Origin of the sequence: Paenibacillus vandeheii (assembly GCF_030433635.1) — a bacterium.
Taxonomy (GTDB): domain Bacteria; phylum Bacillota; class Bacilli; order Paenibacillales; family Paenibacillaceae; genus Paenibacillus; species Paenibacillus vandeheii.
This window is the reverse complement of record NZ_JAROCD010000017.1, coordinates 83,521-108,693: the sequence shown is the minus strand read 5'-3', so window position 1 is coordinate 108,693 and position 25,173 is coordinate 83,521. Positions and strand designations below refer to the sequence as shown.

The 25,173-nt window shown below is 44.5% G+C and carries 28 protein-coding genes; 8 read left to right on the top strand and 20 right to left on the bottom strand.

Annotated features, from left to right (window positions below):
* Positions 1 to 16: 16 nt before the first annotated feature.
* Positions 17 to 1,228, top strand: a complete 1,212-nt coding sequence (locus tag P5G61_RS27645; RefSeq protein ID WP_301249452.1) for an alginate O-acetyltransferase AlgX-related protein — start codon at positions 17 to 19, stop codon at positions 1,226 to 1,228.
* 183 nt (positions 1,229 to 1,411) lie between these two features.
* Here the strand turns inward: P5G61_RS27645 and P5G61_RS27640 are convergent, their stop codons facing one another.
* From P5G61_RS27640 to P5G61_RS27615, 6 genes are all read right to left on the bottom strand, one after another.
* Entirely contained in the window at positions 1,412 to 2,491 is a 1,080-nt protein-coding gene (locus tag P5G61_RS27640; protein WP_301249451.1) for a glycosyltransferase family 4 protein, read from the bottom strand.
* 30 nt (positions 2,492 to 2,521) lie between these two features.
* A complete protein-coding gene (locus tag P5G61_RS27635; RefSeq protein WP_301249449.1) occupies positions 2,522 to 3,703 on the bottom strand; it encodes a glycosyltransferase family 2 protein in 1,182 nt (393 codons plus the stop codon).
* Positions 3,704 to 3,935: 232 nt separating this feature from the next.
* Positions 3,936 to 5,153, bottom strand: a complete 1,218-nt coding sequence (locus tag P5G61_RS27630) for a sialidase family protein (RefSeq protein WP_301249448.1) — start codon at positions 5,151 to 5,153, stop codon at positions 3,936 to 3,938.
* Between the two features lie 33 nt (positions 5,154 to 5,186).
* The gene (locus P5G61_RS27625; RefSeq protein ID WP_301249447.1) at positions 5,187 to 5,552 is read right to left on the bottom strand and encodes a hypothetical protein; all 366 of its coding nucleotides are present in this window, start codon (positions 5,550 to 5,552) and stop codon (positions 5,187 to 5,189) included.
* 536 nt (positions 5,553 to 6,088) lie between these two features.
* Complete coding sequence (locus P5G61_RS27620) at positions 6,089 to 6,538, bottom strand: SMI1/KNR4 family protein (protein WP_301249446.1); 450 nt, start codon at positions 6,536 to 6,538, stop codon at positions 6,089 to 6,091.
* Between the two features lie 73 nt (positions 6,539 to 6,611).
* Positions 6,612 to 6,767 (bottom strand): hypothetical protein, encoded by a 156-nt coding sequence (locus P5G61_RS27615; RefSeq protein WP_301249445.1) that lies wholly within the window; start codon positions 6,765 to 6,767, stop codon positions 6,612 to 6,614.
* 200 nt (positions 6,768 to 6,967) lie between these two features.
* Here P5G61_RS27615 and P5G61_RS27610 point away from each other — a divergent pair, with 200 nt between their 5' ends.
* Both P5G61_RS27610 and P5G61_RS27605 read left to right on the top strand, forming a co-directional pair.
* Positions 6,968 to 7,573, top strand: a complete 606-nt coding sequence (locus tag P5G61_RS27610) for a hypothetical protein (RefSeq protein WP_301249444.1) — start codon at positions 6,968 to 6,970, stop codon at positions 7,571 to 7,573.
* A 121-nt stretch (positions 7,574 to 7,694) separates the two neighbouring features.
* The gene (locus P5G61_RS27605; protein WP_301249443.1) at positions 7,695 to 7,907 is read left to right on the top strand and encodes a DUF6366 family protein; all 213 of its coding nucleotides are present in this window, start codon (positions 7,695 to 7,697) and stop codon (positions 7,905 to 7,907) included.
* Positions 7,908 to 8,013: 106 nt separating this feature from the next.
* Here the strand turns inward: P5G61_RS27605 and P5G61_RS27600 are convergent, their stop codons facing one another.
* The 6 genes from P5G61_RS27600 to P5G61_RS27575 form a co-directional block, all read right to left on the bottom strand.
* Positions 8,014 to 8,544 (bottom strand): HAD family hydrolase, encoded by a 531-nt coding sequence (locus tag P5G61_RS27600; protein ID WP_301249442.1) that lies wholly within the window; start codon positions 8,542 to 8,544, stop codon positions 8,014 to 8,016.
* A 235-nt stretch (positions 8,545 to 8,779) separates the two neighbouring features.
* Complete coding sequence (locus tag P5G61_RS27595) at positions 8,780 to 9,754, bottom strand: phosphotransferase enzyme family protein (protein ID WP_301249441.1); 975 nt, start codon at positions 9,752 to 9,754, stop codon at positions 8,780 to 8,782.
* Between the two features lie 393 nt (positions 9,755 to 10,147).
* Positions 10,148 to 10,735, bottom strand: coding sequence for a hypothetical protein (locus P5G61_RS27590; RefSeq protein WP_301249440.1), 588 nt, complete (start codon positions 10,733 to 10,735; stop codon positions 10,148 to 10,150).
* 5 nt (positions 10,736 to 10,740) lie between these two features.
* Positions 10,741 to 12,324 carry a glycosyltransferase family 39 protein gene (locus tag P5G61_RS27585; protein ID WP_301249439.1) on the bottom strand — a complete coding sequence of 528 codons (1,584 nt, stop codon included), beginning with the start codon at positions 12,322 to 12,324 and terminating at the stop codon, positions 10,741 to 10,743.
* A 201-nt stretch (positions 12,325 to 12,525) separates the two neighbouring features.
* On the bottom strand, positions 12,526 to 12,735 hold the full coding sequence (locus P5G61_RS27580; RefSeq protein ID WP_036668302.1) for a helix-turn-helix domain-containing protein: 210 nt from the start codon (positions 12,733 to 12,735) through the stop codon (positions 12,526 to 12,528).
* A gap of 93 nt (positions 12,736 to 12,828) precedes the next feature.
* Positions 12,829 to 13,044 carry a helix-turn-helix domain-containing protein gene (locus P5G61_RS27575; protein ID WP_301249438.1) on the bottom strand — a complete coding sequence of 72 codons (216 nt, stop codon included), beginning with the start codon at positions 13,042 to 13,044 and terminating at the stop codon, positions 12,829 to 12,831.
* A 119-nt stretch (positions 13,045 to 13,163) separates the two neighbouring features.
* Here P5G61_RS27575 and P5G61_RS27570 point away from each other — a divergent pair, with 119 nt between their 5' ends.
* Both P5G61_RS27570 and P5G61_RS31995 read left to right on the top strand, forming a co-directional pair.
* The gene (locus P5G61_RS27570) at positions 13,164 to 13,418 is read left to right on the top strand and encodes a hypothetical protein (RefSeq protein ID WP_301249437.1); all 255 of its coding nucleotides are present in this window, start codon (positions 13,164 to 13,166) and stop codon (positions 13,416 to 13,418) included.
* A gap of 17 nt (positions 13,419 to 13,435) precedes the next feature.
* Positions 13,436 to 13,495, top strand: a complete 60-nt coding sequence (locus P5G61_RS31995) for a putative holin-like toxin (protein ID WP_363325772.1) — start codon at positions 13,436 to 13,438, stop codon at positions 13,493 to 13,495.
* A gap of 180 nt (positions 13,496 to 13,675) precedes the next feature.
* On the opposite strand, the gene P5G61_RS31990 is transcribed toward P5G61_RS31995, so the two are convergent.
* Genes P5G61_RS31990 through P5G61_RS27555 form a run of 4 tightly spaced genes read right to left on the bottom strand, consistent with a single transcriptional unit; the run spans position 13,676 to position 15,340 of the window.
* A complete protein-coding gene (locus tag P5G61_RS31990; RefSeq protein ID WP_363325770.1) occupies positions 13,676 to 13,945 on the bottom strand; it encodes a cysteine hydrolase family protein in 270 nt (89 codons plus the stop codon).
* Complete coding sequence (locus P5G61_RS31985; RefSeq protein WP_363325769.1) at positions 13,942 to 14,199, bottom strand: cysteine hydrolase family protein; 258 nt, start codon at positions 14,197 to 14,199, stop codon at positions 13,942 to 13,944. The genes P5G61_RS31990 and P5G61_RS31985 overlap by 4 nt, the downstream gene beginning before the upstream one ends.
* Positions 14,200 to 14,247: 48 nt before the next feature.
* On the bottom strand, positions 14,248 to 14,634 hold the full coding sequence (locus tag P5G61_RS27560; protein ID WP_301249436.1) for an iron chaperone: 387 nt from the start codon (positions 14,632 to 14,634) through the stop codon (positions 14,248 to 14,250).
* 43 nt (positions 14,635 to 14,677) lie between these two features.
* Positions 14,678 to 15,340, bottom strand: coding sequence for a M48 family metallopeptidase (locus tag P5G61_RS27555; RefSeq protein ID WP_079350435.1), 663 nt, complete (start codon positions 15,338 to 15,340; stop codon positions 14,678 to 14,680).
* Between the two features lie 171 nt (positions 15,341 to 15,511).
* On the opposite strand from P5G61_RS27555, the gene P5G61_RS27550 reads away from it, so the two are divergent.
* Entirely contained in the window at positions 15,512 to 16,276 is a 765-nt protein-coding gene (locus tag P5G61_RS27550) for a GNAT family N-acetyltransferase (protein ID WP_301249435.1), read from the top strand.
* A 29-nt stretch (positions 16,277 to 16,305) separates the two neighbouring features.
* Here the strand turns inward: P5G61_RS27550 and P5G61_RS27545 are convergent, their stop codons facing one another.
* Positions 16,306 to 16,743: an ester cyclase gene (locus P5G61_RS27545; RefSeq protein WP_301249480.1), complete on the bottom strand. Its 438-nt coding sequence runs from the start codon at positions 16,741 to 16,743 to the stop codon at positions 16,306 to 16,308.
* 316 nt (positions 16,744 to 17,059) lie between these two features.
* Between P5G61_RS27545 and P5G61_RS27540 the strand changes: the two genes are divergently transcribed.
* On the top strand, positions 17,060 to 19,585 hold the full coding sequence (locus tag P5G61_RS27540; RefSeq protein ID WP_301249434.1) for a transglutaminase domain-containing protein: 2,526 nt from the start codon (positions 17,060 to 17,062) through the stop codon (positions 19,583 to 19,585).
* A 119-nt stretch (positions 19,586 to 19,704) separates the two neighbouring features.
* Here the strand turns inward: P5G61_RS27540 and P5G61_RS27535 are convergent, their stop codons facing one another.
* The gene (locus tag P5G61_RS27535; protein WP_301249433.1) at positions 19,705 to 20,607 is read right to left on the bottom strand and encodes an SDR family oxidoreductase; all 903 of its coding nucleotides are present in this window, start codon (positions 20,605 to 20,607) and stop codon (positions 19,705 to 19,707) included.
* Positions 20,608 to 20,937: 330 nt separating this feature from the next.
* On the opposite strand from P5G61_RS27535, the gene P5G61_RS27530 reads away from it, so the two are divergent.
* Positions 20,938 to 21,921 (top strand): MerR family transcriptional regulator, encoded by a 984-nt coding sequence (locus P5G61_RS27530; protein WP_301249432.1) that lies wholly within the window; start codon positions 20,938 to 20,940, stop codon positions 21,919 to 21,921.
* A gap of 25 nt (positions 21,922 to 21,946) precedes the next feature.
* Here P5G61_RS27530 and P5G61_RS27525 read toward each other — a convergent pair whose 3' ends face one another.
* On the bottom strand, positions 21,947 to 23,407 hold the full coding sequence (locus P5G61_RS27525) for an alpha/beta hydrolase family protein (protein WP_301249431.1): 1,461 nt from the start codon (positions 23,405 to 23,407) through the stop codon (positions 21,947 to 21,949).
* Positions 23,408 to 23,674: 267 nt separating this feature from the next.
* Positions 23,675 to 25,054, bottom strand: coding sequence for an amino acid permease (locus P5G61_RS27520; protein ID WP_301249430.1), 1,380 nt, complete (start codon positions 25,052 to 25,054; stop codon positions 23,675 to 23,677).
* Between the last annotated feature and the right edge of the window lie 119 nt (positions 25,055 to 25,173).

Below are 25,173 nucleotides of genomic sequence, written 5' to 3'. Positions count from 1 at the left end.
GAGAGAAGGCACAAGCATGCACAACTTTTTTGCCAAAAAGAGAATCACGGCTTTCCTCTTCATTCTCGTGCTCGTGACGTTCTCTGTCCTGAATATCATTCAGTCCTTCGGGCCGATCCAAAAGACGCTGGCCTCAGCGGACTTCCATTATTCTGAAGCCAAAGAACTGATTCACGAACTGGATGACGACATTAATGAGCATGTCTTCGATAAATTCGGCTTCGTGGAAGCGTACGGATATATGCAGTCACTCATGTGGAAGAACGAGGAGAACAACTTCGAGGTTGTAAAAGACATGGAGGGCAAGCTGCACTATACCTACTTTGCTACAGGGCCGACGTATACCAAAGATTTATCGGATCGGGTGGCTGCGCTAGGAGCACATTTGGATCCCAAAACGAAGTTGACTTACGTCATGACACCAGACAAATACGTGCGAGGATATACGCAGTTTCCAGAAGGCATTCCGTACAATTATAACAACGAAACAGCCGATGGATTTTTGGCCAATCTCAAGCAGGATGGCATCGATACGGTGGATCTGCGTGAAGGTTTGTTGGAAAGCGGAATTCCGGCGAAGGATCTCTTTTTCACCACTGATCATCACTGGAAAATCAAGACCGCGTTCTGGGCCTTCGGTCAGCTCGTGAATCATATGGACGGCATGTACGAAAAACCGCTGGACCCGGATCATTATTACACGAACTTAAATAACTACAATGTAGTTCCGTATCAGGATATTTTTATTGGATCTCAGGGGCGAAAAGCCGGGAAATATTTCGCTGGTGACGATGACTTTGACCTGATCTATCCGAAGTTCAAAACGGACTATTCCTTCTACTTCAAGACAGACGAGACGGAAGCCACACTGAATGGCCGCTTCGAGGATACGCTGCTCACGACCTATCCACTGAATGTGCAAGGAGCTACCTATGATCTAACCGCTGACAAGTACTTTACGTACCTGTACGGGAATCAGGGAATCGTTCATGTGGTAAACAAAGACAAACCGAACGGACTCAAGGTGCTGTTCATCAAGGACTCTCTCGCAGTGCCGATGATCTCCTTCTTGTCGACCGTCGTGTCCGAAATATACCTGATTGATCCGAGGTATTATACGGGAGACATCATGGATTTCGCCAGCAAAACCGACCTGGATCACGTCTTTGTGTCGATATCACCGCAGGATCTCGTAGATGAGTTTTTCCCTTTCGGATCGAAAGATTAACTCGGTGAAGGATCATACTTTACCACTACAGTCGCAAAACAGCGACTTTATAGGGCATTATCAGAGGGCGTTCCTTTAAGGTACATGCTTGCTCATGGTAATGCCTTCTCTTTTCATTTCCCATCTCTTCCACGTCTCTAAACCCACCGTAAAATCATCATATTTTTGAGTTCAGCCGTACCTCTAACGGTTTATCTTACCTGACAATGATGTGTACATCGTAAGGAATCTGGTAACGTATAGCTCGGGGTTGAGATTATCTCGGACATGCTTCTCGGCTGCGTTTCTAACATAAGTTCTAAAAACCTGATTATTCATTAATGACAATGCCTCCGAAGTAGCTTCCTCGATATTTCCTCTGCTGTATATTTTTCCGGTTTGATTATGAATAACCAGCCTGCGGATTCCGTCTGAATCGGTGGACAACACAGGACAACGACATAACATTGCTTCCGCCACTGCATATCCAAATCCTTCAAGTATAGAGGTGGAACACAACAGTCCTCCGGAATCACCAATGATACTTAAGTAGTCAGCCATATGCTCATGTGGAATATTTGAATACAGAATTAATTTGGAGGCAATTCCTGTTTCAGCGACAAATTGATCAAATCGGGCTTTCTCTTCCGGGTCAGCTAAAGTGTCATCCTGAAAAATCCATAAATACATCTCTGGCTGGCTACTCAGCAACTGTATTCCGATCTGTAGGAATTCCTTCCAGTTTTTATTGACTTGAATTCGCCCAATCCACGCCAGAACAGGGTAATTCTTGGGTGGGTATGCTGTATATTCGAAATAAGGAAGACCAACAGGATTATCAAAGCAGTAATGCGGCATTGCAGGAAGGTACTCCCCTAGTAACTGTTGCAAATGTTCAGTCTCTGGATACAGCAGAGCATCTGTATACAGACTGATCCGGCCTGCATAGTTAGCAATAACTTCTCTAGCTTCCTCCAGTTCACCAAGACCTTGCAGTTCGTACACCATCAAACCCTTATAACCAAGATTTCTGATTTGCTCTGCCAGGTCAATATCCGAGTTTACTACAATCAAATCAAACTGTTGTGAAAATAGTAAATTGGAAATATCCTCGTTGCTGTGGATCAAATGAACGGGGAAATTACGGATATTCCTCCGTCCTTCACCATAGTGAGTGTACAGCATATGACACTCAATTCCCCTTGCGGTCAGAGCTGCGCAGCGGACCCGATTTAAGGTCTCCATTCCCCCGCTTGGATTAAAGAATGTAAATAATACTTTCATATTATCACTCTTTTTCCTCTGTATTTGTAATCATAATCCACTATAGAGCTCCAACAGTTCCACGCTCTTGAATAATTCATTCGTAATCGTTTTTTTTACGTTAGGCACACCCTTATGACGATAACCGATTAGAGTATGATCCTCAGTATAATAATTGCTTATAGCCAGATGATCATTTTTAATCAGGTTCTCCATCAAATACTGGATATCCGTATAGGATGTAAACGGTTCAGGACCATAGATCATAGCGTACGGTGTAGTTACGCTTAAGAGCATTCGGTATATAGCATGCTGAACAGATGCGCCAGGCATCCATATAAACTCGGTTATTGGATGTGAAATCTCTGCAAGTAAGGATGTAGGCTGACCGTCATGCGACAAGTCCATTACCCGAAAAATATAGTTACTAAAAGTCTGTTCATACATATCCTCCACAACTTTAATGTGGGAAAGTTCTGCTGTCTGTACTGGATATAGGATCGTTAAAACAGGGGCAATTTCTCTTCGGCAACGAGCCTGTAAACGGGCTAAGTGATAGGTATATCTCCATCTCCGATGATGCTCTGTTGTGTGCAGTTGTGCCGAAACACTGAAGGAAGAATTCACACGATACTTCATAAGTTCCACCGGAAGAAAGCGAATCTCACAGTGTTCCGCCAGGCGCAGCCAATATTCATAATCTTCAACAGGCTGCATCCGATATTCACCAACAATTTTGGCGAGTTCAGCTTTGTACATAAAAGAAACACCTATAATTGAAGAATCGAGCAGCTTTTCTTTGGACTGGCCTTGATATTGCCGAAGAGCAGCCAGTTGGTGCTCGTCACATAGAAGCTTCCCTTCGTTATCTATGCTTTGAAAAGAACTGTATACAATGCCTAGTGACTGCGGCCCCTTAATTAAGGATGCACGAAGAACATCCAGAAAGTGTGGATCATATATATTGTCGCTTGATACCCAAGTTAAATATTTGATGTCAGGATTACTCAAAAGTACATTAAATCCGGTATTAAGCGCGTGAGCTACACCTTGATTAATTGGATAAGAGATCACAGATACCCGAGAATCATTGGTGGTATTGAGTTTGACAATGGGCTCCATCTGCGGGTCACCGTCTATTACAATGACTAGTTGATAATCGGTGTATATCTGCTGTAAAACAGACTCCAGAGCTTGTCGCAAAAAGTCTGGTTTTTGCGTATACACAGGCATTACAATCCCTACATCTGGCAATTCCCCCACCCTTTCTCGACAAGTATGAAATTAGTTTATTACATTCCCTGCAGAATGCCTGTGTGTATGCCCTTAGCCCAAAGAGTAGAGCAAAAGAAAAACGGAGCTTGCTTTGGATAAAGCAGACTTCGCATAATAATAAAGGATGCCATATGGTAGCTCGGCATCCTTTATTATATGAGGATATACTTAATTTACATGCGGTAATAGCTCATTGATTATCACCAAACCAGATGTTCTCCGTACCGGTCCGTGTGTCCGTCCATACACTCACTAGACGGCCTGTTTGAGGGACAATCGCATTGCCAATGTAGTCCCCAATCAAGACATCGCCGGTGACATCAAAGGAAGTTGTCGTTATACGGGTGTTCGTAAAAGTCAATCCTCCATCTCTCGATGTAGCTAGATAAACATCAATGTTGAGGGGATCAACCTGATTCGTGTAATAGGTAACAAATATTGCACCATCCGTAGGGGACACAGTTATGACTGGAAAAAAGTTTTGAGATCCCACTGGGCTTCCCGTAATGGGTATTGGTGTCCCCCAATCCACACCAAAATTAGTGGAAGTAGCAAGAAAAATATCGGAATAACCTTCCCGAAAATCTTGCCATACAGCATAGACATTACCTTGCGTCGTCGGTGCATTAGAAATATCCGCTGCGAGGGAAGGATATGTCAGACATCTAAATTGGTATCCCGGTAATGGGTCTGGCGGAACCACAACGGAATCAACCATCGTTTCATTGGTAAAAGTGACTCCACCGTCCGGTGAAGTACGAATTTTAAGATCTGTATCACCAGGAGGTTGATTGATCCAACCCACGACGACAATCCCATTTAATGTAATGGCGATACCAGGGAATTCTTCAAATTCTTCTATCGAAGACAGCAGGACGGGACTGAAATAGGTATTACCGCTGTCTAGGGAACGATTGAAAAATATCGTATTTCCTGGTATGAATTGCGTGTTGTAATCATGTGTATACCCGGTATATACATTTCCAAAGAATGGACTTGATCCTGCCTTGTCAGTGACAACAACCACCTGGTCATCATTCACAAACTGCCCAAACCCTTGATTCACGATAACTGGCGCACCGAATGAAGAGGCATTGTCGACTGATGTATAGGAAACAATCGACCCGCTGAGACCGTCTGAATCGAAGGCATGGGCCAACACTACGAACGTGTTCGGAAAAATATAATCAATATGTGGTGCTTCGATGCCTGCAAATCCTGTGGGGAGCGGTAATAACGTTGTTGTCCAAGTAGCACCTGCATCAATAGATTTGTATAAACCTATATTCGGAGGACCTGATCGAAGATCTACGGCTACGACAACCATAACCGAAGGATTAAGCCAATTCACTGCGATGGTGGGCTCGAATTGAGCGCTTGTGCTTGGCGAAATTTGAATATTGACCATCTCAAAACCCTTTCGTAATAGAGACTGCAATACCTATGGGTTCAGCTGAGCTATGAAGGTAAGTTCGGATTGCAGCACTCTTTGATGAGGGATGACATTTCCTGAAGAATCGGTTCCGAATACTGTAATAACTGTGTCTGTCGGTGCATTTCCAGTTACAAGGAATTGGACTTCATAAGCTGAATTGCCTGCGATATTAAAACCAAGAATCTGACTAGTGTTCGCATTAATATTCAATGAGCCGGCATAGATTAAAGCTTTACTAAAAATTGTATTCCATACGTAAATGTGATAGACCACGTTTGAAGAAAAACTGAGGTTGTCATTGTCGATGTTAATGGTCACACTGGATGCTGGGGTAATTCCTGTGTTCGTTATTATACCTGTTGTAGTTGCCATGAGCTTCACTCCCTTTTTTGGTTTGCTATAACTATATGAATTGAGGCTTTATTGCGCTTGGACAAGGTCATCAGGATATTCGTGGAAATCAGGTTAGAGTGATACGAACGACCATAAAGGCCTTTAACCGGTCGTAGCACCCCTTCTTTGTGAGACAACTATGGAAATACTTCGCAAGTTTAATCAGCCCTTCTCAAAAATTCATCGAAAACTGGTTATCAAGTTTCCGTTTTACTCTGGTTGCCAATGCAAAAACACCTCCAAGATGATCTCCCTGTCTTACGACAAGGTTTCTTCTTGAAGGTGTTTTAATTTTTCTCACGTTATGAGGCCAGTTCCAAGCCAATGATTGACCTTATAATATTGCAAAACGTCCCGCGGGCTGCCTTGAAACGCTCTTTCCTTGCCATATAAATACGCCAGGTCCAAATTTGCAAAAGCCTCATCCTGCTGCTGCGTTTCATCCAGAACAATTGCCTGCTTCTACCGTTTTGATAATTTGTCTCTCCAGTTCAGGATGCTCGGTGTCAGATCCTTCACTCCGCAACCTCTTCCTCCAGTTCGAAATACCATTCCAGAAACTTATTAAAGCTCGTCCACTGCGGTGTACTTTCACCGCTCAGGAAACGTTCAATCGACTCACCCAGCTCCACCAGAACCACCTCACCCGTTTGGCGGTTGTAAAAGAAACCACCCTCGCCCTCAAAGCTGTCCAACGGTATGTAGACTTCTGGCAATCCAAGCGTAAGTTGAGCCACCGTCATGTCCTCCAAATATACGGTATTTTCCATAACCCAGCAGATCTGATAGATCTCCTGATGTCTGCTGTAAAAGGTCGGACCATCATCCGCATGCAAATAAAAATGTGCAAAATCAGATTCAAGATCAATACCCAGCTTACGTAAAGCTTCTTCATACTCTGCTGGTACATCTTCATGCCACCAGCCCTGATTGCGACAATAATCAATCACTTTATTGGATAACATATTAAGCCTCCTAATGAATCAAACATGATGAGTGTAAGCCCTCTGGCTGTAAGATGGCTTTTAACTTCATAACCTAACCTGTTATCCCGATAGACAACTTAATTGCAGAACGATATCGAGTGTGGTTGCCCGTCACCCATTCATGAAACAATTGGTGAGCGCTGCTGGCATCTGGAGCCAGGGAACCCGCGCGCGGATTTCGCATCAGTACCTCAAGTGTCTGTACCATATACACTAGATCCCTCTGGGTTTTACTATAAATACTGTATCAAAAGAACATGACGAATTGAAATGGAGACATTTCTATTTACCCATCCAAAAGCCCACGATGAGCAGAGCACTCCGCAGCCAGCCTCAATTTCCTTATTTTGGCACAACTTCCCCCTCATTCTTTCGTCTAATAATTGATTAACAACGAAGGAGATGACTATGCGAATAAGTTGCAGTCCTGGTTTCCCCGGAAGCATGATTGGTTCAATTGAACTCCAGCCGTCCAAGTTTAATACGGGCGTTTCCCATAACAGTGAGATTACTCATCATGTTGATCCTGACCTCATTGCTATTCCTTACATCGAAGACCCCGGATTCGGTTCAACCTTTGATGCGATGAAGATGATGAAGGGAACGTTCAAAGAAGAGTTTCACGTAAGCTATGATGTGGAATTTACGATTGATGTGGATAAAAAGGGGTACATCACCCAGTTTGAGCATACCTTTGCACTGGAGCGTTATCTTGATCTTGTGCGGACGCAGTCCTATAAAGTGATCAAGACGAATTGGAAAGGACGTTCCTTCCATGTCATGACTTACAGTTATATGGAGGAAGTGTGCAACCCGGATAATGTAATCTTCAAATGTAACCATGCAGAGGATGTTTTTGTCGTAGCAGAACTTGTTCCCTATTCTGTCGGTGGTGTTGTGGTGCAGCCCAACAATGTGTACCTTCACCTCCGTGCATTAATCTCGGCAAGAGATGATCTCTACCCGATCGACTATATGTGTGAACCTGATTTTGATCTAAGCATTGAAGCCTAAGTTCCACATCATTTAAATACAGCAAAGAGCACAAGGCGTTCCTGGCTTACTCCGGATCACCTGTGCTCTTTTTGAATATAGGTTCTGCTTACCGAAAAAATCAAATCTTAGGGGTGATTAAATGGATTTTCGAGAAGAAACGCCCGAAGCCAAAAGAGAACGTTTGAGACAAGAAGAATTAAAGGGAAACTCCATGGGTACGTTTGGTGATGGCATCAATCGTGCACAATTTGGAAGCTTATCCGATTTAGTTAGCGGTTTGGGATGGAAAGGCACCGGAATCCTCATTATTTTATTGATAGTAGGCTATGTAATTTATAAATTAGTGTTCTGAGAAGGATAGGAACATTTTCTCATGTATAAAAGTAAACATAGCCCATGAGCCGAAGGGTAAATGACATCTAACCTTCTGCTCATGGGCATCGCTGTTACTAATTTATTTATTTGACCTCGGCATTCAGCCGTTCAATAAGTTCAAGCAACTCCAGCGGTTCACCGACCGTGTGAGTCGGACGTTCTGTTTCATCCACCGGCTCATGGGGATAACGCGGCGTCCAGCTCTGAAAGATGCTGGTGATGCCAAGTGCGTTGGCTCCCTTCATATCACGGCTCAGGTTATTGCCAATCATCACTGTCCTGGAAAAATCCTCTTCGGACAAATCAAGCGCACCAATTGCTGCCTTGAACATCCGCGGGCTTGGCTTGCTGGCTTTAATATTCTCCGAAATAATCATTGCGCTAAAATAATCATGAAGTCCATGCTGCTTAAATACGTTCTTGAAGGATTGTGCATCGCCGTCAGCAACCAGAGCTAGCGTGTACCCTTGTTCATGAAGCTTTTGAATCGTGATATCCGCACCCGGAATCAGATCCGCAGTGAGAACAATTCCTTCTTCGTCCCGAATCTCGGTAGATTCATCAACGATGGTATCGCCGCTGTCAAAAAAGATAATTAGCTTTTTGTCGTCCATGTCCGTTATGACCGTCCTCTTCATTCAATTGGTGTAACGACTTGCCGGTTTCCGTTTGACCATATACAATGATGTTCCAAAATAAGGTATAGCGCTTAATCCAATGTTACAATGGAGACGAATAAAAAATCAATCATTTTTTCGTCGAGCTCGTGCGGATACCTGATTTAAGCTTAATCATCTCGACCGAAAAATTAAACAGGATCAATTGGGCGGCAGTTGTAGGTTCTGCTGCTTAACCGAAATGCTTTGCTTTTGCTGCCATCGCTTTATCCAACCTTACTCTTAATCCACTCATCCATTCCGGCTCATGCGCCCATTGTTCTGCTCCAGATCGAAGCACACGTACGTAACCGTACAGGTTGGCAAAGCGACGGCATGCAGGGAACATCGGCTCCATATCATAGGTGTCTCCAGCTTCTGCCCAATACCCTTGCATAAACGTTTGCATCTTCTGCTCCCATTGCTCCGGCTGGATTTCCTCCTGTAAACTATCGAGGCTCTGCTCCACATCCATTGCATACCAATGGTACATCGCATCATCGAAGTCAATGGCGTAACAGGACTGACTCTCCTCGTCATAGAAGACATTATCCAGTTCAAAGTCATAATGAATTAACCCGAAGGTCTGCTGTGTAACAGGCCAATGTGCAAAAGAATCCCGGAGAACTTCTACCTCATTGAGCGCCGCAGTCTCGCCAGGGAACTCCCCCAGCACGTCCTTCATCCAATCCAGTACATCCGTATAAGTCCAGCGTTTCGCCTGTTTAGGTGTGTATTCGCGGGATAAACGATGCAGCCTCCCCAATGCCTCACCCATGCTGTGCACGATCTGGTCATTTAAATCGATACTGCCCATCTGGTTACCGGGCACTCGTTTGAATACAGAGGCAAAATACATTCCCCAGGGCGTATGGGCCTCTACCAGCTCTTTTCCTTCACGGGATGGCATAGCTTCCATGGCTCCATATTGGTTCAGTTTAAGAAAGGACAGAAACTCCAGTTCCGCTGCAAGATTCGTTTGATTTTTCTCCTCTACCGGGGCAAAACGAAGCAACCGAACCTCTCCCTGATCTCTGAACGGATACACGGCATTGGAGGATATACGATAATACTGAAACATGTCCAGTGACTCCGGATCATAACTCCAGTTTTTCAAAATCATCTCGGCGAGATCGTTATTTCGGAATAAATATTTAAGTTTTAACATGGGCGTATCTCCTTATGGGTCGTTTAATATAGAACGCTTTTAGTGTTCCAATTCCTATTTTTGCGCGCAAAAAGCCGCAGGCTATGCCTGCGGCTTCAAAAAATTCCGGTTGCACGAGGTATACTTTCATAAGCAAATAAACCTCGTGAATACCAGGAAAAATGAGCAGTTATATCCCTATATGTCGGCAGACTTTGGATTTCGTCACATAAGCAAAAATACAAATGCTTCGTCATGCTTCCATTGCTCTGCCGGATCTATTCAGTTCGTATTCACCTTAATTGTTGTAGTCACGCTTTGCATTATCTTAGCCCGTCGTTTCATGACGATCACTCCTTCCGAAAAACAAGTTATTTCCATAATACTCCAATAATTGATTACAGGCAAAGGTTATCAGGATTGTGTAACAACCATGCGTTCTACAGTCTCCGTGTTCTCCTTGTACCACACCATAACGATATCTCCCTCTTTCAGATCAGACACCTGAATGGAAGAATCGGCGCTTTGGTTGTTACCAGGTGCCCCCATGCCCATTCCTTGTGAGATGTTCACATCATCACCAATGTTCAATTTCATTTCGATGCCAGTATCCTTCATGTCTGTACTCCCGCCTCTGGAGGCGTCTGGTTGTCTTCCATTTCCATTCGTGGAGCCTGTGGTTGAGTTGTCCTGCACCTCAAGTAATGCGATCGTGACTGTGCTTCCTTCAACGGAAGTAACTCTGCCCGTAAGGTCGGCATTCATCATTCCCCGCATCTCGTCCGGGCTGCCTGTTCTGCCATTCATTCCTTGGCCCCCGCCCCTCTGGGTTCCTCCGTCCATGCCCGGGCCACCGCCATTCATCATTCCGCCACCATTCATGCCTTGCGCAGAACCAGTATTCGTAATGTTCTGGGAACTGATGGCGTCGCAGGCGGAGAGCAGAACTGTGCAGGTAAACAACAGGAGCATAGCCGATGTGAGATAACCTTTTTTTTGCATACGGATCACCTCTTTCTCAGGGAAGAGCGTTCCCAGCCAAGTTTTCTATAAAATATGAAATTATACGCATCTTTGAATCCCATGTAAGACAACACAACCAGCAACGGATATACGGGGTAGATATACCTCGATTTAATCTCCCACAGAATATAGAATCCGATAAATCCGAGAATAATCAGAATTAAAGAGACCTCATCATACCTTTTTCCACGAATACTACCGATTAAGCGAATGACAATAAAGCAGTACATCAAGAAATTCATCACATAAACGAACCAGAGCACCCCCGTCCGGTAGACGGAATCTCCCTGGAACAAGTCTGTTACCGGATTGGTATAACTATAGGAGCCGGCAATTCCACCACCTCTTCCTCCCCCCATCCCCGAGGAGCTTTCATTACCGATGCCATATCGATCCATTTGGTAGGTTCCTTCGGTCCAGGTCCATATGATCTTTTTGTAATACATCTGGGCCAAATCACTTAAGCTGGCTTCTGACAGTTTCCGTTCAATCTCCTGCTTGTACAGCTCCGCGCTTTCAGCTTTATTATAATTAGCATCTCTCTGATAGATCTGGTAGCTCTCCATATTATCCCAGAAGCCGAATCTTTCGAGATTAATACCCATGTTCAGCCACATATAGACCGGAGCCGAATTTTCCCCAACAGGTCCACTTACAGCACCCGAAGAATTCAAGACCGCATTCTGAGTCCAACCTGGGACGTTAAACAACATAGCCAGCACAAAAATGGAGGCAATTCCTTTCTTGAAACCAATACTTCGCATATTCAGCAGAATGGTTAACATGGCAGCAATCAGCACAATCACGCCGACGCTTCGGAAGTAGTTTCCAACCGCGAGCAGAATGGCAGCGATAATGATTGTTTTCCAGGACTTTTCACGTATGAACCGAATCAAAAAATACAGACAAGACGTGAGAAATGCCGTGGCAATCACATCGTTATAGATCAGGTTGTTCAGGAACAGAGATGGCAGATACGTCGCCGCGAAGATCAGAACCCCGTAATCACGCTCCGTGGACTTGTTATTTAACTGTTTATAAATGAGATAAATCATTAATGTCGTTACGGTTGAAAACAAAATATTGAACAGCTTGATCACCAGATAATTATCCGGGAACAGGTACAGCAATGTTTTTAGATACAAGACGGTAGAAAAGTTGAACGGGAACATGTGCAAGTATCCGCCCGTTTCGAACGAGGAATAGTCCTGATTGTAGAGCATGTTCATGGCGAGCGAAAGCACCGTCTGTGAATCATCGGTAGGCACTCTTGGAAATACGAAGATGATTACGACTTGAATGGCCAAAGAACATAGCAGCACCACCGGAATAACAACCTTTGGGCTGGTTTTGTTCAGCTTCAGGCAAAGCCGGTATAGCAAGACACCGGATACAAGTAGCAATGTAATCACCGGGATAAAAATACTCCACTGCTGTGCGCCCAGAATCGGATTATCCCCGTACGAGGTGTAATTGTACTGCGCCCGTATGAACAGGGACGAAACGATAAACACACCGACAAAAATAAGCAGAATGAGATAAAGCGACTTATGGATCACCTTAGACATGCCAAAACTCCTTTTCCAGTACAGGATTCGGGAATAGTATAATGCCTCTACCTGAAAAAAGGCTGAATTCAGATTCGTGCGAATGAATACTCATTGGGAGATAATTTACAGCACAAAAAAAGACCGTTCCTTGGTTAAGGTGACGGTCCGTATGTCTATTTTTATAAAAGAGTATATGGGCTTTAAGCTAATCGTTGAAGATCACTTTTCGTCCTTAATAAACTCAATAATATCCTGGATCTCACAATCCAAAGCCTCGCATATTCGATTCAGCGTATCGAACTTCACGCCATCTGTTTCCTCATTATATAATTTGGCAATCCCATTTCTATGTAGTCCAGTTAGTCGGGATAAATCGGCAATGTTAATTCTTTTCTCTCCCATAATTCGAGATAAATGAACTTTAATCAAAACGTTTCCCTCCAAATAAACAACACACTATTATTAAATGCAAACTGTATGTTTTTAGAAAAAGTACATGGACCTCTAGCTAATCATTCAAGATTACTTCTCGTCAACAAACTTGATCAAATCCCCTGGCTGACATTCCAGTGCAACACAAATTCTCTCAAGGGTTTCGATCGTGATCGATTTAACTTCGAAACCGCTATCCGTTACCCATTGTCCAATGGTATTGGGACGAACTCCTGTTTTTTTAGCCAAAGCATACATAGACATACCTTTATCCTTCAGAACCTGTTCAAGAGTGAATTTGATCATCTGAAAACATCCCTTAATATAAAATATAGTAACCCTTGACGTTAATAACTTATTGAGTTATCATAACTCCATGAGTTATTAACTTCTCTATAGTTCAATCACAGAAAGTAGGAGAATACATGATAGAATCTCTGGAATCTTTGGCAGAACCGTTAATCCGAACGCGCTTAGAGTTATTATACAACAATTTGTCTCACACGCAGCCTGATTATACCCAACTATCTGAAGAATCTGATCATTATTTTCACACTATTCGCCAAGCTTTACCTGAACATCTGAATCAGACCATTTTTCTATATGAAGATGCTCAACTCTCCATGCAAACACTTCTGGAAAGAGAGATTTATTTACAAGGGTTTCGGGATGCCTTGTGACAGTGTTTGAAGCAATCATGCTGATGCTTACCTTCGGTACGCTCATCGTTGCCATTCTGTCCGATAAACGCAAATAGACCGCCCCCCCAACAAAGGTAGCGGTCTATTTGTCGTAATCCTGTTGTTTGAAGCCCACCGCCCTTAAAAGCGGCTATTGCTCGGAGAGTCGTGTTACCAGCACGGCTCTCTTTGCATTTTACGTCTAATCTGCCCTTATTATACCATACTCAAATCTTTGAAGTCACATATAAACCCTATTAATCATCGTACATTTCCTTATATTCATGCCAATATAAAACCTCAATACAATTAGACCAGTTCAGAATCGAACCCACAAAGTCCTGAATGTCCAATCCTCGCATTTCATACGTCTCTTCTGTGTTTACCGAACCCGTTGCATCCTCGATCAGAGTAACTTTAAATCCCTCATGTTCCGCAGTAATTGCCGTAAACAGGCAACAATATTCTGTGTTAAATCCAACAATAAACACATGTTCCACCTGATGTTCATGAAGCCGTTTCTTCAACTCCGGGTTGCTAAAAGCGTTAGGTTTAGAATCGTATGCCGCCCTGTGTCGACCACAATCTCCAGACTCGCAGCATTCTTGTGAAAGAGTGAAGACCCCTCGTGATCATAGTCTACATGTTTCAAGTAAATAACTGGTTCATTCCGCTGCTCAAAATCAGTGATAACCGCTTCAATTTTGCCTACCTGTTCTGTAAAATCCCTCAATGACGTAATCCCGTATTGCACATCCAATACAATCAGTGCTTTGTTCATATGCTCTCCCCGTGCTTTAGTTGATCGATAGGCGTTTTCCCCAATACACTACTTCTTTTGCTTCTTTTTCCAAGCCTTCTTCACATTTTCCTGCACCCGAAACTGAACGATCTGACGTATCAGTTCTTCTGGCAATGGTTGATCCAAGGGGAATTGCACCGATCCTTTGGCTCCTTTATATCGGGAAAGTTCTTCCTGGAACGCTTCAATCCCACTGGAACCCGGGTAAAATCCGATATGCTTGGAGTACGCTGCAAAATGAACCAAGTTCCCGTGCTCTGCATACGTTGGCATCTTGTAACTGATCTTCTCCACGGCATGGGGAGCGGTCTCGCGAATCAGCTGTCTTAATGCTTGTAATTTGACCTGTACATCCAAAGGAAATTGTGAGATATATTCATCTACCAGCACATCAAAAGAGGTACTCTCTGACATCTTGAACTCCTTCCACCACGTCCATTCGTGGTATGGGCATTTTTCACAGCGTCATGGCTCGACCATTTCGCATCAGATAATCTTCCTTGGCTTTGTAGTCTGGCATAATACTGCCAACACGACGCCAAAAAGAACGATCATGATTCATGTGGTGAATATGGCACAATTCATGGATGATGACATAATCAATGACTTCCAGCGGTGCCATCGCCAAGCGGTAGTTAAACGTAAGTTTTTTGTCCCAGCTGCAGCTTCCCCACTTGGTCGCCGATTCCACGATATCCACAGACTTCGGCTTCACCTTCAACTCCTGCTGGTAACGGCCGATGCGCTCACCGATCATTCTTTTACACTCGGCAAAATAAAACTTCTTCAGATTCGCACGCAAATCCTCTTCCGAATATCCCTCTACTTCAATTAACTCATGCAGCGCATGTTCTTTGCCAAAGAGCAGAAACTTCCCTTTGCCTTCCTCTTCATATTCTTTCGCTTGAGGACCGTCCAGCGCCTGCTGCATCAAGGCTGATTTCGTCAAAATCACTTCCCCATGCTGCTCCACAAGTTGTTGAATCATTTCTTCGCTGGTACCATTGGGAGCCTTGATTGTGACCATATAAGGCAAATCCATTGTGATGGAGACTTTCTTGCGTTTTCCATATTCAATATGACAGGTAATAGGATGATTATTTATTTCAATAGTTAGCATAACGTGCTCCACTTCTTCCGATATTTCAATGTCAAAATTCTGGTTTTATTCATTCAGATTGTAACCCATTCTGTAACTCCATGCATAATGTTCAGCGAATTAATAATTCTCTTATTGAATTTTTATTCATAAATATGTATTATTATCAAATCATAAAATAGGAGGACAGATATGACCCCTACATCGAATCCGGATTATAAAACCATTGAGGAACTATCGCTCAACCATTGGCAGCCCTTATCCACCTTGCTTTTTGACGGATGGGTACTGCGTTTTGCACAGGGATATACGAAGCGTGCCAACTCCATTCAACCTCTTCACTACTCGACCCAGGATGTGCATGAAAAGATCGAGCAATGCGAGCGAATCTACGCTTCCAATCAGTTAAGTACCATATTTAAGATTACACCGTTTATCCAGCCGGATCATCTCGACCAGCTTTTGCATGACAGGGGGTATGATGTTGTGGATCTGAGCCAGGTCCAGACTCGGAGTCTAGAAACCATTAAGGAGCCTGAGTACTCTGAAGTAAAAATAATCGAACAGTTAACCGGAGAGTGGTTGGAGCACTTTTGCAGATTGAATCAGGTGAATGATCTGCATCGGGGAACGATGGAACAAATGTTGACCAACATCCGTACGCGCACAGGTTTCATCTCGCTGTTCCTCGACGGACAAGTCGTTGCTTGTGGATTCAGTGTGGTGGAACGAGGCTATATTGGATTGTATGACATCATTACAGACGCTAACTTTCGGAATCGGGGATTGGCCGAGCAGATGATCCTTCATCTGTTGCATTGGGGAAAAGCAAATGGCGCTACGTCCAGTTATCTGCAAGTAGTTGCTTACAACGCACCCGCATTAAAACTGTATGCCAAGCTTGGATTCTCGGAGATCTATACCTACTGGTATAGAGTCAAGGAAGCCCAAGTCTGATGTATATTGGACTTGGGCTTCGAAAAATTTTAAAAAAGAGCTGGTTCTCTGCTCTGATTACGTTCCAATTGTTTGTCGATCCCCAGCCTGTCGATCTGAATCCAGTATTCTGCAATTCTCTCATTCTCCACTCGATATACCGCACTCGCCATTTCAATCACGGGCAGGTGGGTCGGCGCATATCCATCCACTTCTCCAACATGAGTACCCGCTTGTCTCCAGCGTACATATACCTTATCTCCCTGTGCAAGCAGCTCCTGAATCTGGAGTGAAAAATCCCCGTACGCCTCAATCATTTCCCTCACATGATCCGCATAGTCGGAAGGCGTTCTTATGACTGTCACTTCTTCTTCCGAGATTACCTGGTGAGCCAGTACCTGCTCGGCCATCAGTCTATTGGCGTAATCAAGATTGCGACCCGAGCGCACTTCTTCAAAAAAAGTTCTGACAATCTGTTCTGACGTCATCCGATCCACTCCATTTTTCGTTTTATCATGCATTGTACCAGAAGTCTCGACAATACTCACTCTCTCATAAAAATCAATTAACTAGCTTTTATACAGGATTCTTACTCTATTGTATATAGTCAGAATATACCATTACATATCTTGACAATAAGTCTATATGACCATAGACTAGCAAAAGACATTAGGGAATTAATAGGAGGTTTAGCTGATAAGAGGTTCGAAAATGGGTTTTAACCAGAAATGATAATCTTCGGTGTTTAGATTTTTTAGAAATTAGCCTTCGCAACAACTCAGAAAAACGAGAAAGCGGTGTACAATGAAACGTTTATTTTTGATTATGTTTACGCTCACCCTGTTATTGGCTGGATGCCAGAGCAATGACAAGGAGAGTAGCCCGTCCGAGAATAACCCCACAGAAATAGTAGAAGGCTCTAGCGTATTAAGTTTGAAGCAGAAGTACGGCTCTGAATCGGACAAAGCGATCATGCCGATGTACAACGTAGCTCAAGATGAAGAATTCAAGTTTAAGTTCAAAGCAGATTTAAGAAAAAGTAACTTATCAGCCAGTGACATTATTAGTGTACATACCGATATTAAGGCACTTGAAGCCAGCAAAGTTTATGCCATACCAGAAATCAATGCCAACAGTGTCTCCATTAAGCCTCTTGGATGGGGTGTTTTAAGCTCAGATAAGTTACGGACACAGGAGCAAAACACTTGGGGCGGCGCCCCCATTTATTACATTAGTATTAACTATGATCTGGATGCAGAAAAGCTCACGCTACTGGATCAACCAATGATCATTCCTTTCACAGTGAAATCCGAAATGCCTGTTCCTAATCTCAAATATGAAATCGACAAGGATAAACGCTTTAAACTTACTTGGGACAAGGTCGAAGGAGCAACTGAATACAAAATCTATAATCGTGCGGATCGAACGGTTATTTTTGAAACAAACAACGTTCCATTGCAAGGTGCAGAGAAAGCCTTCAATGGAAGTAACCCTTTGGTTTTGACGACCACAACGGAAACGTCTTTTAATGATTTCATGGAAGATGGAAAAGGCGGTCTTGGCACCATTAATGAGCAGATGACTTCCTATCAGAACCATGGAATGAAGGGTGAATATTACGTCACCGCAGTCAGCGGAGACAAGGAATCCAATTTCAGCAACGGTGTTGCCACTACTCCACTCTCTAACCAGTTGCCTATGGCTATAAAAGAACAACTGTATATGAAGAAATTGAAGAACATGAATGAACTGCCTAAAACAACAAGTATTGAGTACATTGATGGTTCGTTTTCCCAAGAAACGATTGTCTATGATACCACAAACGTAGAAATCTCAGAGTTCAATGAAACTAATATTCCTTTTCACATTAAAGGGACAGCCCTTAAAAGTTACGTACGGGTGGAAAATGTGACTCAGGAGGATCTGGATAAATTAAATAAACAAACGGTCGCAGAATCCAGTAACGGACTCGTAGAACCGAAGAACGACACACCTTACGTCCCTGCACCAGATGTGCCAACGATCATCAACAATCATGATGCACCTGCATCGGAGACTACAACGGAAACAGAAACAGAATCGATGATGGAAGAAACTCCATCTACGGAGTCCGCAACCGATTCTTCAACGTCAGAAGCCGAAACTGATTCTGCATCCACCGAGGCTACCGATGAAACTTCCGATAAAGCTTCTGATGAAATTTCGAGTGAATCTCCTGATCCAGCTTCCGAAATTGAAGAGGATAATCTGGTAGATGAGCAGAAATCCAATACACAGCAGAATGTAGAACAAGGTAATCAGGAAACCGTGCCTGAGCCTGCTACAGGCGATGCAATGATCAATGCAGATTCCGCATTGGAAGAAGTTTTGGCCAAAAACATGATTGCTGCGCAAGACAAGATCTCATTAAAAGCTTTTCCGGAAGCCCAAAATTTCACAACGCTCTCAGATACTGTACTGAAGGTCATGTATCAGAATCCATTGATTCTTGGCGCGGAAAGTTTCGAATACAACTACGGCACGTTGACGCTCCACATTTATTACAATGAATCGGCAGATGTCATCCAGAAGAAACAGAGCGAGATTATTGCCAAAGCAAACGAAGTGGTTGCTTCCATCATCAAGGATGGCATGAAGGATGATGAGAAACGGAAAGCCATCTACGATTATCTGAACGACAACGCGAAGTATGATGATGCAGCACTGGAAAATGCGGAACAGAACAACTTTAAAAATGTCGATGCACAGTTCAATGATTCGTTTACAACGTACGGTATACTTGTCAAAGGCGTTGGCGTATGTGCCAGCTATGCTTCTGTCTACAAACTGCTCTCCGATCTGTCTGGACTGGAAAGCATTGTCGTAACGGGAGCATCCAGCGGTGTTCCTCATGCGTGGAATAAGGTCAAAATCGGGAATGAATGGTTCCATGTGGACGCTACCAACAACCTGACCAATTCCGGTATCCCTTACTTCCTGTACAATTCAAATGATGAGACGGCTGCAAGTCAGAAAACGATAGCGGATAAGGATTACTGGCTTGATTCCGAACTCGCCCTGTTTAATGGCGAAAGTGATGCAAACGATTATTATGTACAGAACGATCTCGAAGTCGCTTCGATTAGTGAATACAAAACGAAGGCTGAGAGTGAACTGAAAAATGGAGAGAAACGGGTTATTCTCCGTTTTGCATCGCCCGTTAATTCAGATGAACTGATGACCGCTGCAGGTGAAGCTCTAGCTGCATTCGATGAAGCCCTTCTGGGTACGGCGCAATTGGCTACACTCGGCAGCTACGCCATTCTGGAACCTAACCCGGAACAGAAGTAATTCAGTAAGAAAAATTTCATAACAACAAAAAACTCCATTCGCCTTCATCGGGAATGGAGTTCTTTGCTTCATTTGCCTATGATCACTAGCCTATGTTTCATAGGTCTTTTTTTATATTATTACGGACTAACTGTACCGCCATTGGCATTCAATGTCTCACCGCTCACATAGCTGGATTCCTGGCTCGCCAGGAACACAAACGCAGGCGCCATCTCGGCAGGCTGTCCTGCACGACCAAGTGGAGTATTGGAGCCAAACTCAGCAAGCTTCTCTACGGGCTGTCCACCAACGACCTGAAGCGGTGTCCATACCGGGCCTGGAGCGACGACGTTCACACGGATGCCTTTGCTGCCGACCTGTTGGGCCAGCGCTTTGCTGAACGTGTTGATTGCTGCCTTTGTTGTCGCATAATCCAGAAGGATTGGAGATGGCTTGTATGCCTGAATAGAAGACGTGTTAATGATGGAGCTGCCTGGTTTCATGTGTTTCACAGCTGCTTTACAGAGCCAGAACATCGAATAGACATTGGTTTTGAATGTCGCATCGAATTGTTCTGTAGTCAGATCGGCGATCTGCTCAACAAACTGCTGTTTACCTGCCACATTGGCAAGAATATCGATCCCGCCAAGCTCTTTTACAGCAGATTCAATGAGTTCTTCACAGTATTTCTCATCCTTGAGGTCGCCTGGAATCGCAACAGCCTTGCGGCCTGCTTCTTCAATCAGCTTGACCACTTCCTTCGCGTCGGCTTCTTCCTCAGGAAGGTAAGCCAGAACGACATCCGCACCTTCACGGGCAAAAGCGATGGCTGCTGCCCGACCAATACCGCTGTCTGCTCCGGTAACAACAGCTTTTCGTCCGGTCAGTCGCCCGCTGCCCCTATAGCTTTTCTCACCCGCATCAGGTACGGGTGTCATTTCCCGCTGAAGCCCCGGTTCCTCCTGCTGCTGTTTCCAATCGGATGTTGCCTTCGGATATTGTGTTGTCGGATCTTGCATGGTGTGCTGGTCGTGATTAGCCATGTTCAATTCCTCCTCGGTCATTTACAGTGATCACTACGATCACAGAACAACCTTACGATCGCTGTTATCCCCAGATTTTTTTCTCTCCCTTATTAAGGGGAAAATCCGGGGATAAAGGCGAACACTCCGTTTCTCCAGGTTATTTCTGTGCTCTTCGTTATCATGTAAATTTAAATTTATTTATTATGTTGTTGTCATAAAAGTTGCACTCTTTCCTTTGTAACCGAGATGGGTGGAATTTAAACTGGCTCTGAACATTTCCATGGGGAACTTTCCGACTTTGAATCTCCAGTGACTGGAGGTTGTATAATAGAACCATGAGGTGATCCCGTGAACCAAAACAAAGATACTTATTCCATCGGTGAAGCTGCCAAAATGATCGGCTCGACTGTTAAAACGATTCGTTATTACGATGAAATCGAGCTGCTCCGGCCCTCTTTTCATACGGAAGGTGGTCACCGTCTCTATACTCCACAAGATGTGTGGCGGCTGGAGCTTATCACTACGCTTCGCTATTTGAATTTTGGCATATCGGATATTCGCAAACTGATGTCCGGTGAACTTGGCGTGTCACAGGCGCTGGATCTACAGATTGAAGCTCTGGAAACCCAGATCGGAACCATGAATTCCATGCTCTCCATTCTGCAACAGGCCAAACAGCATGAAGCGGAGGATACGCTCCATTCCGGACGGTCTCTTACCTATGTATCAAATCTGGTGGATTCGCTGACCGCCAATGCCCAAAAAAGGAAAAGATTCATCTCTGCCAAAATGGAAGAATCTCATCTGCTGGACGGCATTCCGCATGAATGGAGAGTTTCGTTTCTGCATTTTTTCGACAAATACTTGATGAAAGATACAAAGCTGTCTGCCCAACAAACCCTGGCATGGAAGGAAATCCAGGAAATCATCAACGATCCGGCCTACATCGCCGATCTGGCCCGTCTCGAACTTCCCTTCTTCACCATGGCGAATCATCCACAGATTGAGGCAGACGCCTGGGTGAAAAAAATGGAGACCCTCCGCATTCGTGCCACCGAAGCTCTGGAGAAAAATTGGCGGTTAGATAGCCCCGCAGTGCAGAGCATGGTGTGGGATTTTGTGATGATGTACGCCAGTATTGAACATGCTGATGATCCGGAAGCATTTTTTCGCAAACAGGCTCGGTATATGCTCGACTCGGTGACAGAGCGCATCCTTCGTTTTAATAAGCTCTGCAAGATCGTGAATCCTGAATGGAGCCAGATCGTAGATGGCATTCATCTGTTGCAGGAAGGCATGCGACTGCGCTTAAAACAAATGGAAGAAGACTGAAGTTAGTCTTCTTCCATTTGTACGTTCAACCTTTTTTCAATGAATAGGATGTATGTTCTCCCACTTCACTGTCCAACTGGAGCGGTTGTCCTTTCAGATAGTGGTTGAAGAAATCGATTGTTGTATCATTGACCAGCTGATGCGTCCCACGTGCATCTACCCCTTGTGACCATTCGAGAATAGGAGATATCAGATAGAGGTCCGAGAAGCCCAAATGTTTGGTCTGATTCAGCTCCATCCAGTAGTTTCCTCCTGCGGTCACCGGTTCATAACGGGTATATACTTCTTCGTAGTATTTCTCTGCTTCCGGGCGGGTCGTACCCATAGCTGCAATCTCATCGTCACTCATGACACTTGTGCCCGCAACAGTCGTGTCTGCACTCATCATCAGGAACGGTTTGCCAACGCCTGCTGTCGGTATACGTTTCTCACCAAACAATACGCCGTCCATGTTCATGCCTGCTTTGACACGAGGATCATCCATCAGCATCTGTACCGTTGTTGCCCCGCCAAACGAATGTCCAAACATGCCGATGTTATCCAGATCCATATGACCGTTAAAACGCCCGTTTGGATCAGTTGCCGCCAGCTTTTCCACTTCATCCAGCACAAATTGCGCATCCTTCACCCATGTCTCGTTGAGCTTGTCCATATAACTGAATTGCAGCTGATCGAAGCCTTCCTTGCCCTCGGATTCAAACTGCGCCACACGCCCATCCAGGAACACGGAGACCAGACTGCTGTACGTATGATTAATGCCCACAACAATATAACCTTGGCTGACCAGCTGCTCCACCTGGAACGTATTTTGATTTTCATAGCCATGCAGACCATGAGAGAAAAGGATGACCGGATACTTGGCCTCCACATCAGATAATGATGCCTCCTGAATGGCATGGGTTTTAACTTGACTCAGGCTTGAAAATAAAAGCTTTGGCAGCTTCAGCACATCATTAAAGGCTGTTGCATAGACCTTCGGATCATTCACATAAGGAGCCGTTGTTCCCTTGGTGTCTTTATCCGTCGGATACCAAATCTGCACCATCAGCTCTCTTTTGTCCCCGGCTGTACTCGTCAGCAGTTCCTCCCGGCTCTCATCCGTCCAGTCATAGGAAACCGTACCGATCCCGTAAGAACCTGTTGGTGTATCAAACGTAAATACCGGGAACAGAAGTGGAAGCCCGATGCTCACGACAGCATATACCAATACGAACAGGGATGTTCCGATGACTCGCACACGTCCGAATTTCCGCCCAACCATTGACTTCGACCTCTTAGCGATTAACACAATCAGTGGAACCAGTGTGAGCAGATACGCCGGAATCATGGGCCAACGCAGTCCCTCGACCAACCCATGAAACAGTAATAACGCACCCGATATGACCAAGCCTCCCCATACCATGTTCCGGGGTTTATTCCGTCCCCCAATCAACCACACCAGCATTACGACATTAAAAATAAGATAAATCCATTCTAGTGCCCTCATCTGTCCTTGCCCCTTCTCTGCCACAATTGAATTTTGAAGTTATATCGTGCAGCAGCTCTTCACTTTGCAATCATAAAACCTCCAGTAACAGGAGATTCAAGCATCAATTTTGAAAAACAAAAAAAGCACTCCCTGCATCACACTGGATCACCCGAAGGATTCCAATGTGTACAAGGAATGCACGTATGATGTTACGATATAAGCTGACTAGGAAAATTACAAACCTAACCAATACGAGTGCAGCAGCATCTTATCTTTGAGCTGAGGCTAGTGATCTTCGCCCGCATCTACCCGCTGTCTATTACCTATGCCAAATACGAAATATCCGATCACAACGATCGCCATAAACGTAGCCCCGACAATCAGCGGTAATCGCGTATCCGGGTTAAATGCCATACCTATAATAACAAGTGTCAGATATACGATGATGATATAGTTGCTGATCGGGAACCATTTGGACTTAAAGGTGTGGTCTCCCATCTCGTTGCCCCAACGCTTACGAAATCTGAATTGACTAAAAGCAAGTGCGAACCACGGAACCATTCCCGGAAGAACACTTGCACTGTAGATGTACAGGAAGAGCTTCGAATCCGGCATCAGGTAGTTCAGCACCACACCGATCAGCAGCAAAGAAATCGTGATTATAATACTGTTGCGGGGAACCCCGCCTTTGGACAGCTTCTTGAAAAAGGCCGGTGCCTGTCCATTCTCTGCAAGCGTATAGAGCATCCGTCCTGCACTATAAATCCCACTGTTACATCCTGACATCGCGGCAGTGAGTACAACAAAGTTGATAATGCCCGCAGCAGCTACAATGCCGACTTTGGCAAACGTCATTACAAACGGACTTCCCGTCTCTCCGACTTCATTCCAAGGATACAATGTCACAATAACAAAGATGGCCCCGACGTAAAAAATGAGAATACGCCACACGATGTTTTTGATCGCTTTACGCAGCGTGATCTTTGGATTCTCCGCTTCGCCTGCTGTAATTCCGACCATTTCGACGCCCTGGTAGGCCGCCGTTACGATACACAGGGCAAATAAAAATCCTTTTAGACCCCCTGGGAAGAATCCTCCGTGACTCACCAAATTCGACAGTCCAATCGGCTCACCACCATTACCCAGACCGAAGAAGATCAGCCCGGTTCCGATCACGATCATGAAAACTATCGCCGTTACCTTGATCAGTGCAAACCAGAATTCGAATTCGCCATAGTACTTTACCGCTGCCAGATTCGCTGCCGCAATTATAAGCACGCCAGCCAAGGCAGGCAGCCATTGTGGTATATCCGGGAACCAGTAACCCACATAAATTCCAATCGCCGTCACTTCAGCCATACCCACCGTAACCCAGAGGAACCAGTAGCTCCAGGCAGTCAGGAACCCGGCAAGCGGGCCAATATATTTATGAGCAAATGTGGCAAACGAACCCGTCACAGGCTCCTGTATCAGCATTTCCCCCATAATCCGCATGACAAAAAAGATAATGATCCCAGCCAGCAAATAGGCTAACAGCACCGAAGGACCTGCCCACTTGATCGTACTTGCCGATCCCATAAACAATCCAACGCCGATGGTGCCCCCAAGTGCAATCAGTTCAACGTGCCTGGGCTTTAGCCCTCTAGATAGTTGCTTTGATCCCAAACGACATTCCCCTTTTCGTGTGTACATCTTACGGTTGTAAGGTTACAATTCAACATTCGCATTAACGCAATGCAGAATTACTTCACCAAATTGTACGAGATGCGTCGAAAAAATACAAC

Bases quoted from the DNA above. Each gene is read 5' to 3' on its own strand.
- P5G61_RS27615 (WP_301249445.1), bottom strand. From the start codon at position 6,767: ATGGTACAGACACTTGAGGTACTGATGCGAAATCCGCGCGCGGGTTCC.
- P5G61_RS27570 (WP_301249437.1), top strand. From the start codon at position 13,164: ATGATAGAATCTCTGGAATCTTTGGCAGAACCGTTAATCCGAACGCGC.
- P5G61_RS27535 (WP_301249433.1), bottom strand. From the start codon at position 20,607: ATGGCTAATCACGACCAGCACACCATGCAAGATCCGACAACACAATAT.
- P5G61_RS27585 (WP_301249439.1), bottom strand. From the start codon at position 12,324: ATGTCTAAGGTGATCCATAAGTCGCTTTATCTCATTCTGCTTATTTTT.
- P5G61_RS27640 (WP_301249451.1), bottom strand. From the start codon at position 2,491: ATGAAAGTATTATTTACATTCTTTAATCCAAGCGGGGGAATGGAGACC.
- P5G61_RS31985 (WP_363325769.1), bottom strand. From the start codon at position 14,199: ATGAACAAAGCACTGATTGTATTGGATGTGCAATACGGGATTACGTCA.
- P5G61_RS27610 (WP_301249444.1), top strand. From the start codon at position 6,968: ATGCGAATAAGTTGCAGTCCTGGTTTCCCCGGAAGCATGATTGGTTCA.
- P5G61_RS27595 (WP_301249441.1), bottom strand. From the start codon at position 9,754: ATGTTAAAACTTAAATATTTATTCCGAAATAACGATCTCGCCGAGATG.
- P5G61_RS27590 (WP_301249440.1), bottom strand. From the start codon at position 10,735: ATGCAAAAAAAAGGTTATCTCACATCGGCTATGCTCCTGTTGTTTACC.
- P5G61_RS27540 (WP_301249434.1), top strand. From the start codon at position 17,060: ATGAAACGTTTATTTTTGATTATGTTTACGCTCACCCTGTTATTGGCT.
- P5G61_RS27525 (WP_301249431.1), bottom strand. From the start codon at position 23,407: ATGAGGGCACTAGAATGGATTTATCTTATTTTTAATGTCGTAATGCTG.
- P5G61_RS27635 (WP_301249449.1), bottom strand. From the start codon at position 3,703: ATGCCTGTGTATACGCAAAAACCAGACTTTTTGCGACAAGCTCTGGAG.
- P5G61_RS27575 (WP_301249438.1), bottom strand. From the start codon at position 13,044: ATGATCAAATTCACTCTTGAACAGGTTCTGAAGGATAAAGGTATGTCT.
- P5G61_RS27605 (WP_301249443.1), top strand. From the start codon at position 7,695: ATGGATTTTCGAGAAGAAACGCCCGAAGCCAAAAGAGAACGTTTGAGA.
- P5G61_RS27630 (WP_301249448.1), bottom strand. From the start codon at position 5,153: ATGGTCAATATTCAAATTTCGCCAAGCACAAGCGCTCAATTCGAGCCC.
- P5G61_RS27600 (WP_301249442.1), bottom strand. From the start codon at position 8,544: ATGGACGACAAAAAGCTAATTATCTTTTTTGACAGCGGCGATACCATC.
- P5G61_RS27560 (WP_301249436.1), bottom strand. From the start codon at position 14,634: ATGTCAGAGAGTACCTCTTTTGATGTGCTGGTAGATGAATATATCTCA.
- P5G61_RS27550 (WP_301249435.1), top strand. From the start codon at position 15,512: ATGACCCCTACATCGAATCCGGATTATAAAACCATTGAGGAACTATCG.
- P5G61_RS27620 (WP_301249446.1), bottom strand. From the start codon at position 6,538: ATGTTATCCAATAAAGTGATTGATTATTGTCGCAATCAGGGCTGGTGG.
- P5G61_RS27625 (WP_301249447.1), bottom strand. From the start codon at position 5,552: ATGGCAACTACAACAGGTATAATAACGAACACAGGAATTACCCCAGCA.
- P5G61_RS27645 (WP_301249452.1), top strand. From the start codon at position 17: ATGCACAACTTTTTTGCCAAAAAGAGAATCACGGCTTTCCTCTTCATT.
- P5G61_RS27555 (WP_079350435.1), bottom strand. From the start codon at position 15,340: ATGCTAACTATTGAAATAAATAATCATCCTATTACCTGTCATATTGAA.
- P5G61_RS27545 (WP_301249480.1), bottom strand. From the start codon at position 16,743: ATGACGTCAGAACAGATTGTCAGAACTTTTTTTGAAGAAGTGCGCTCG.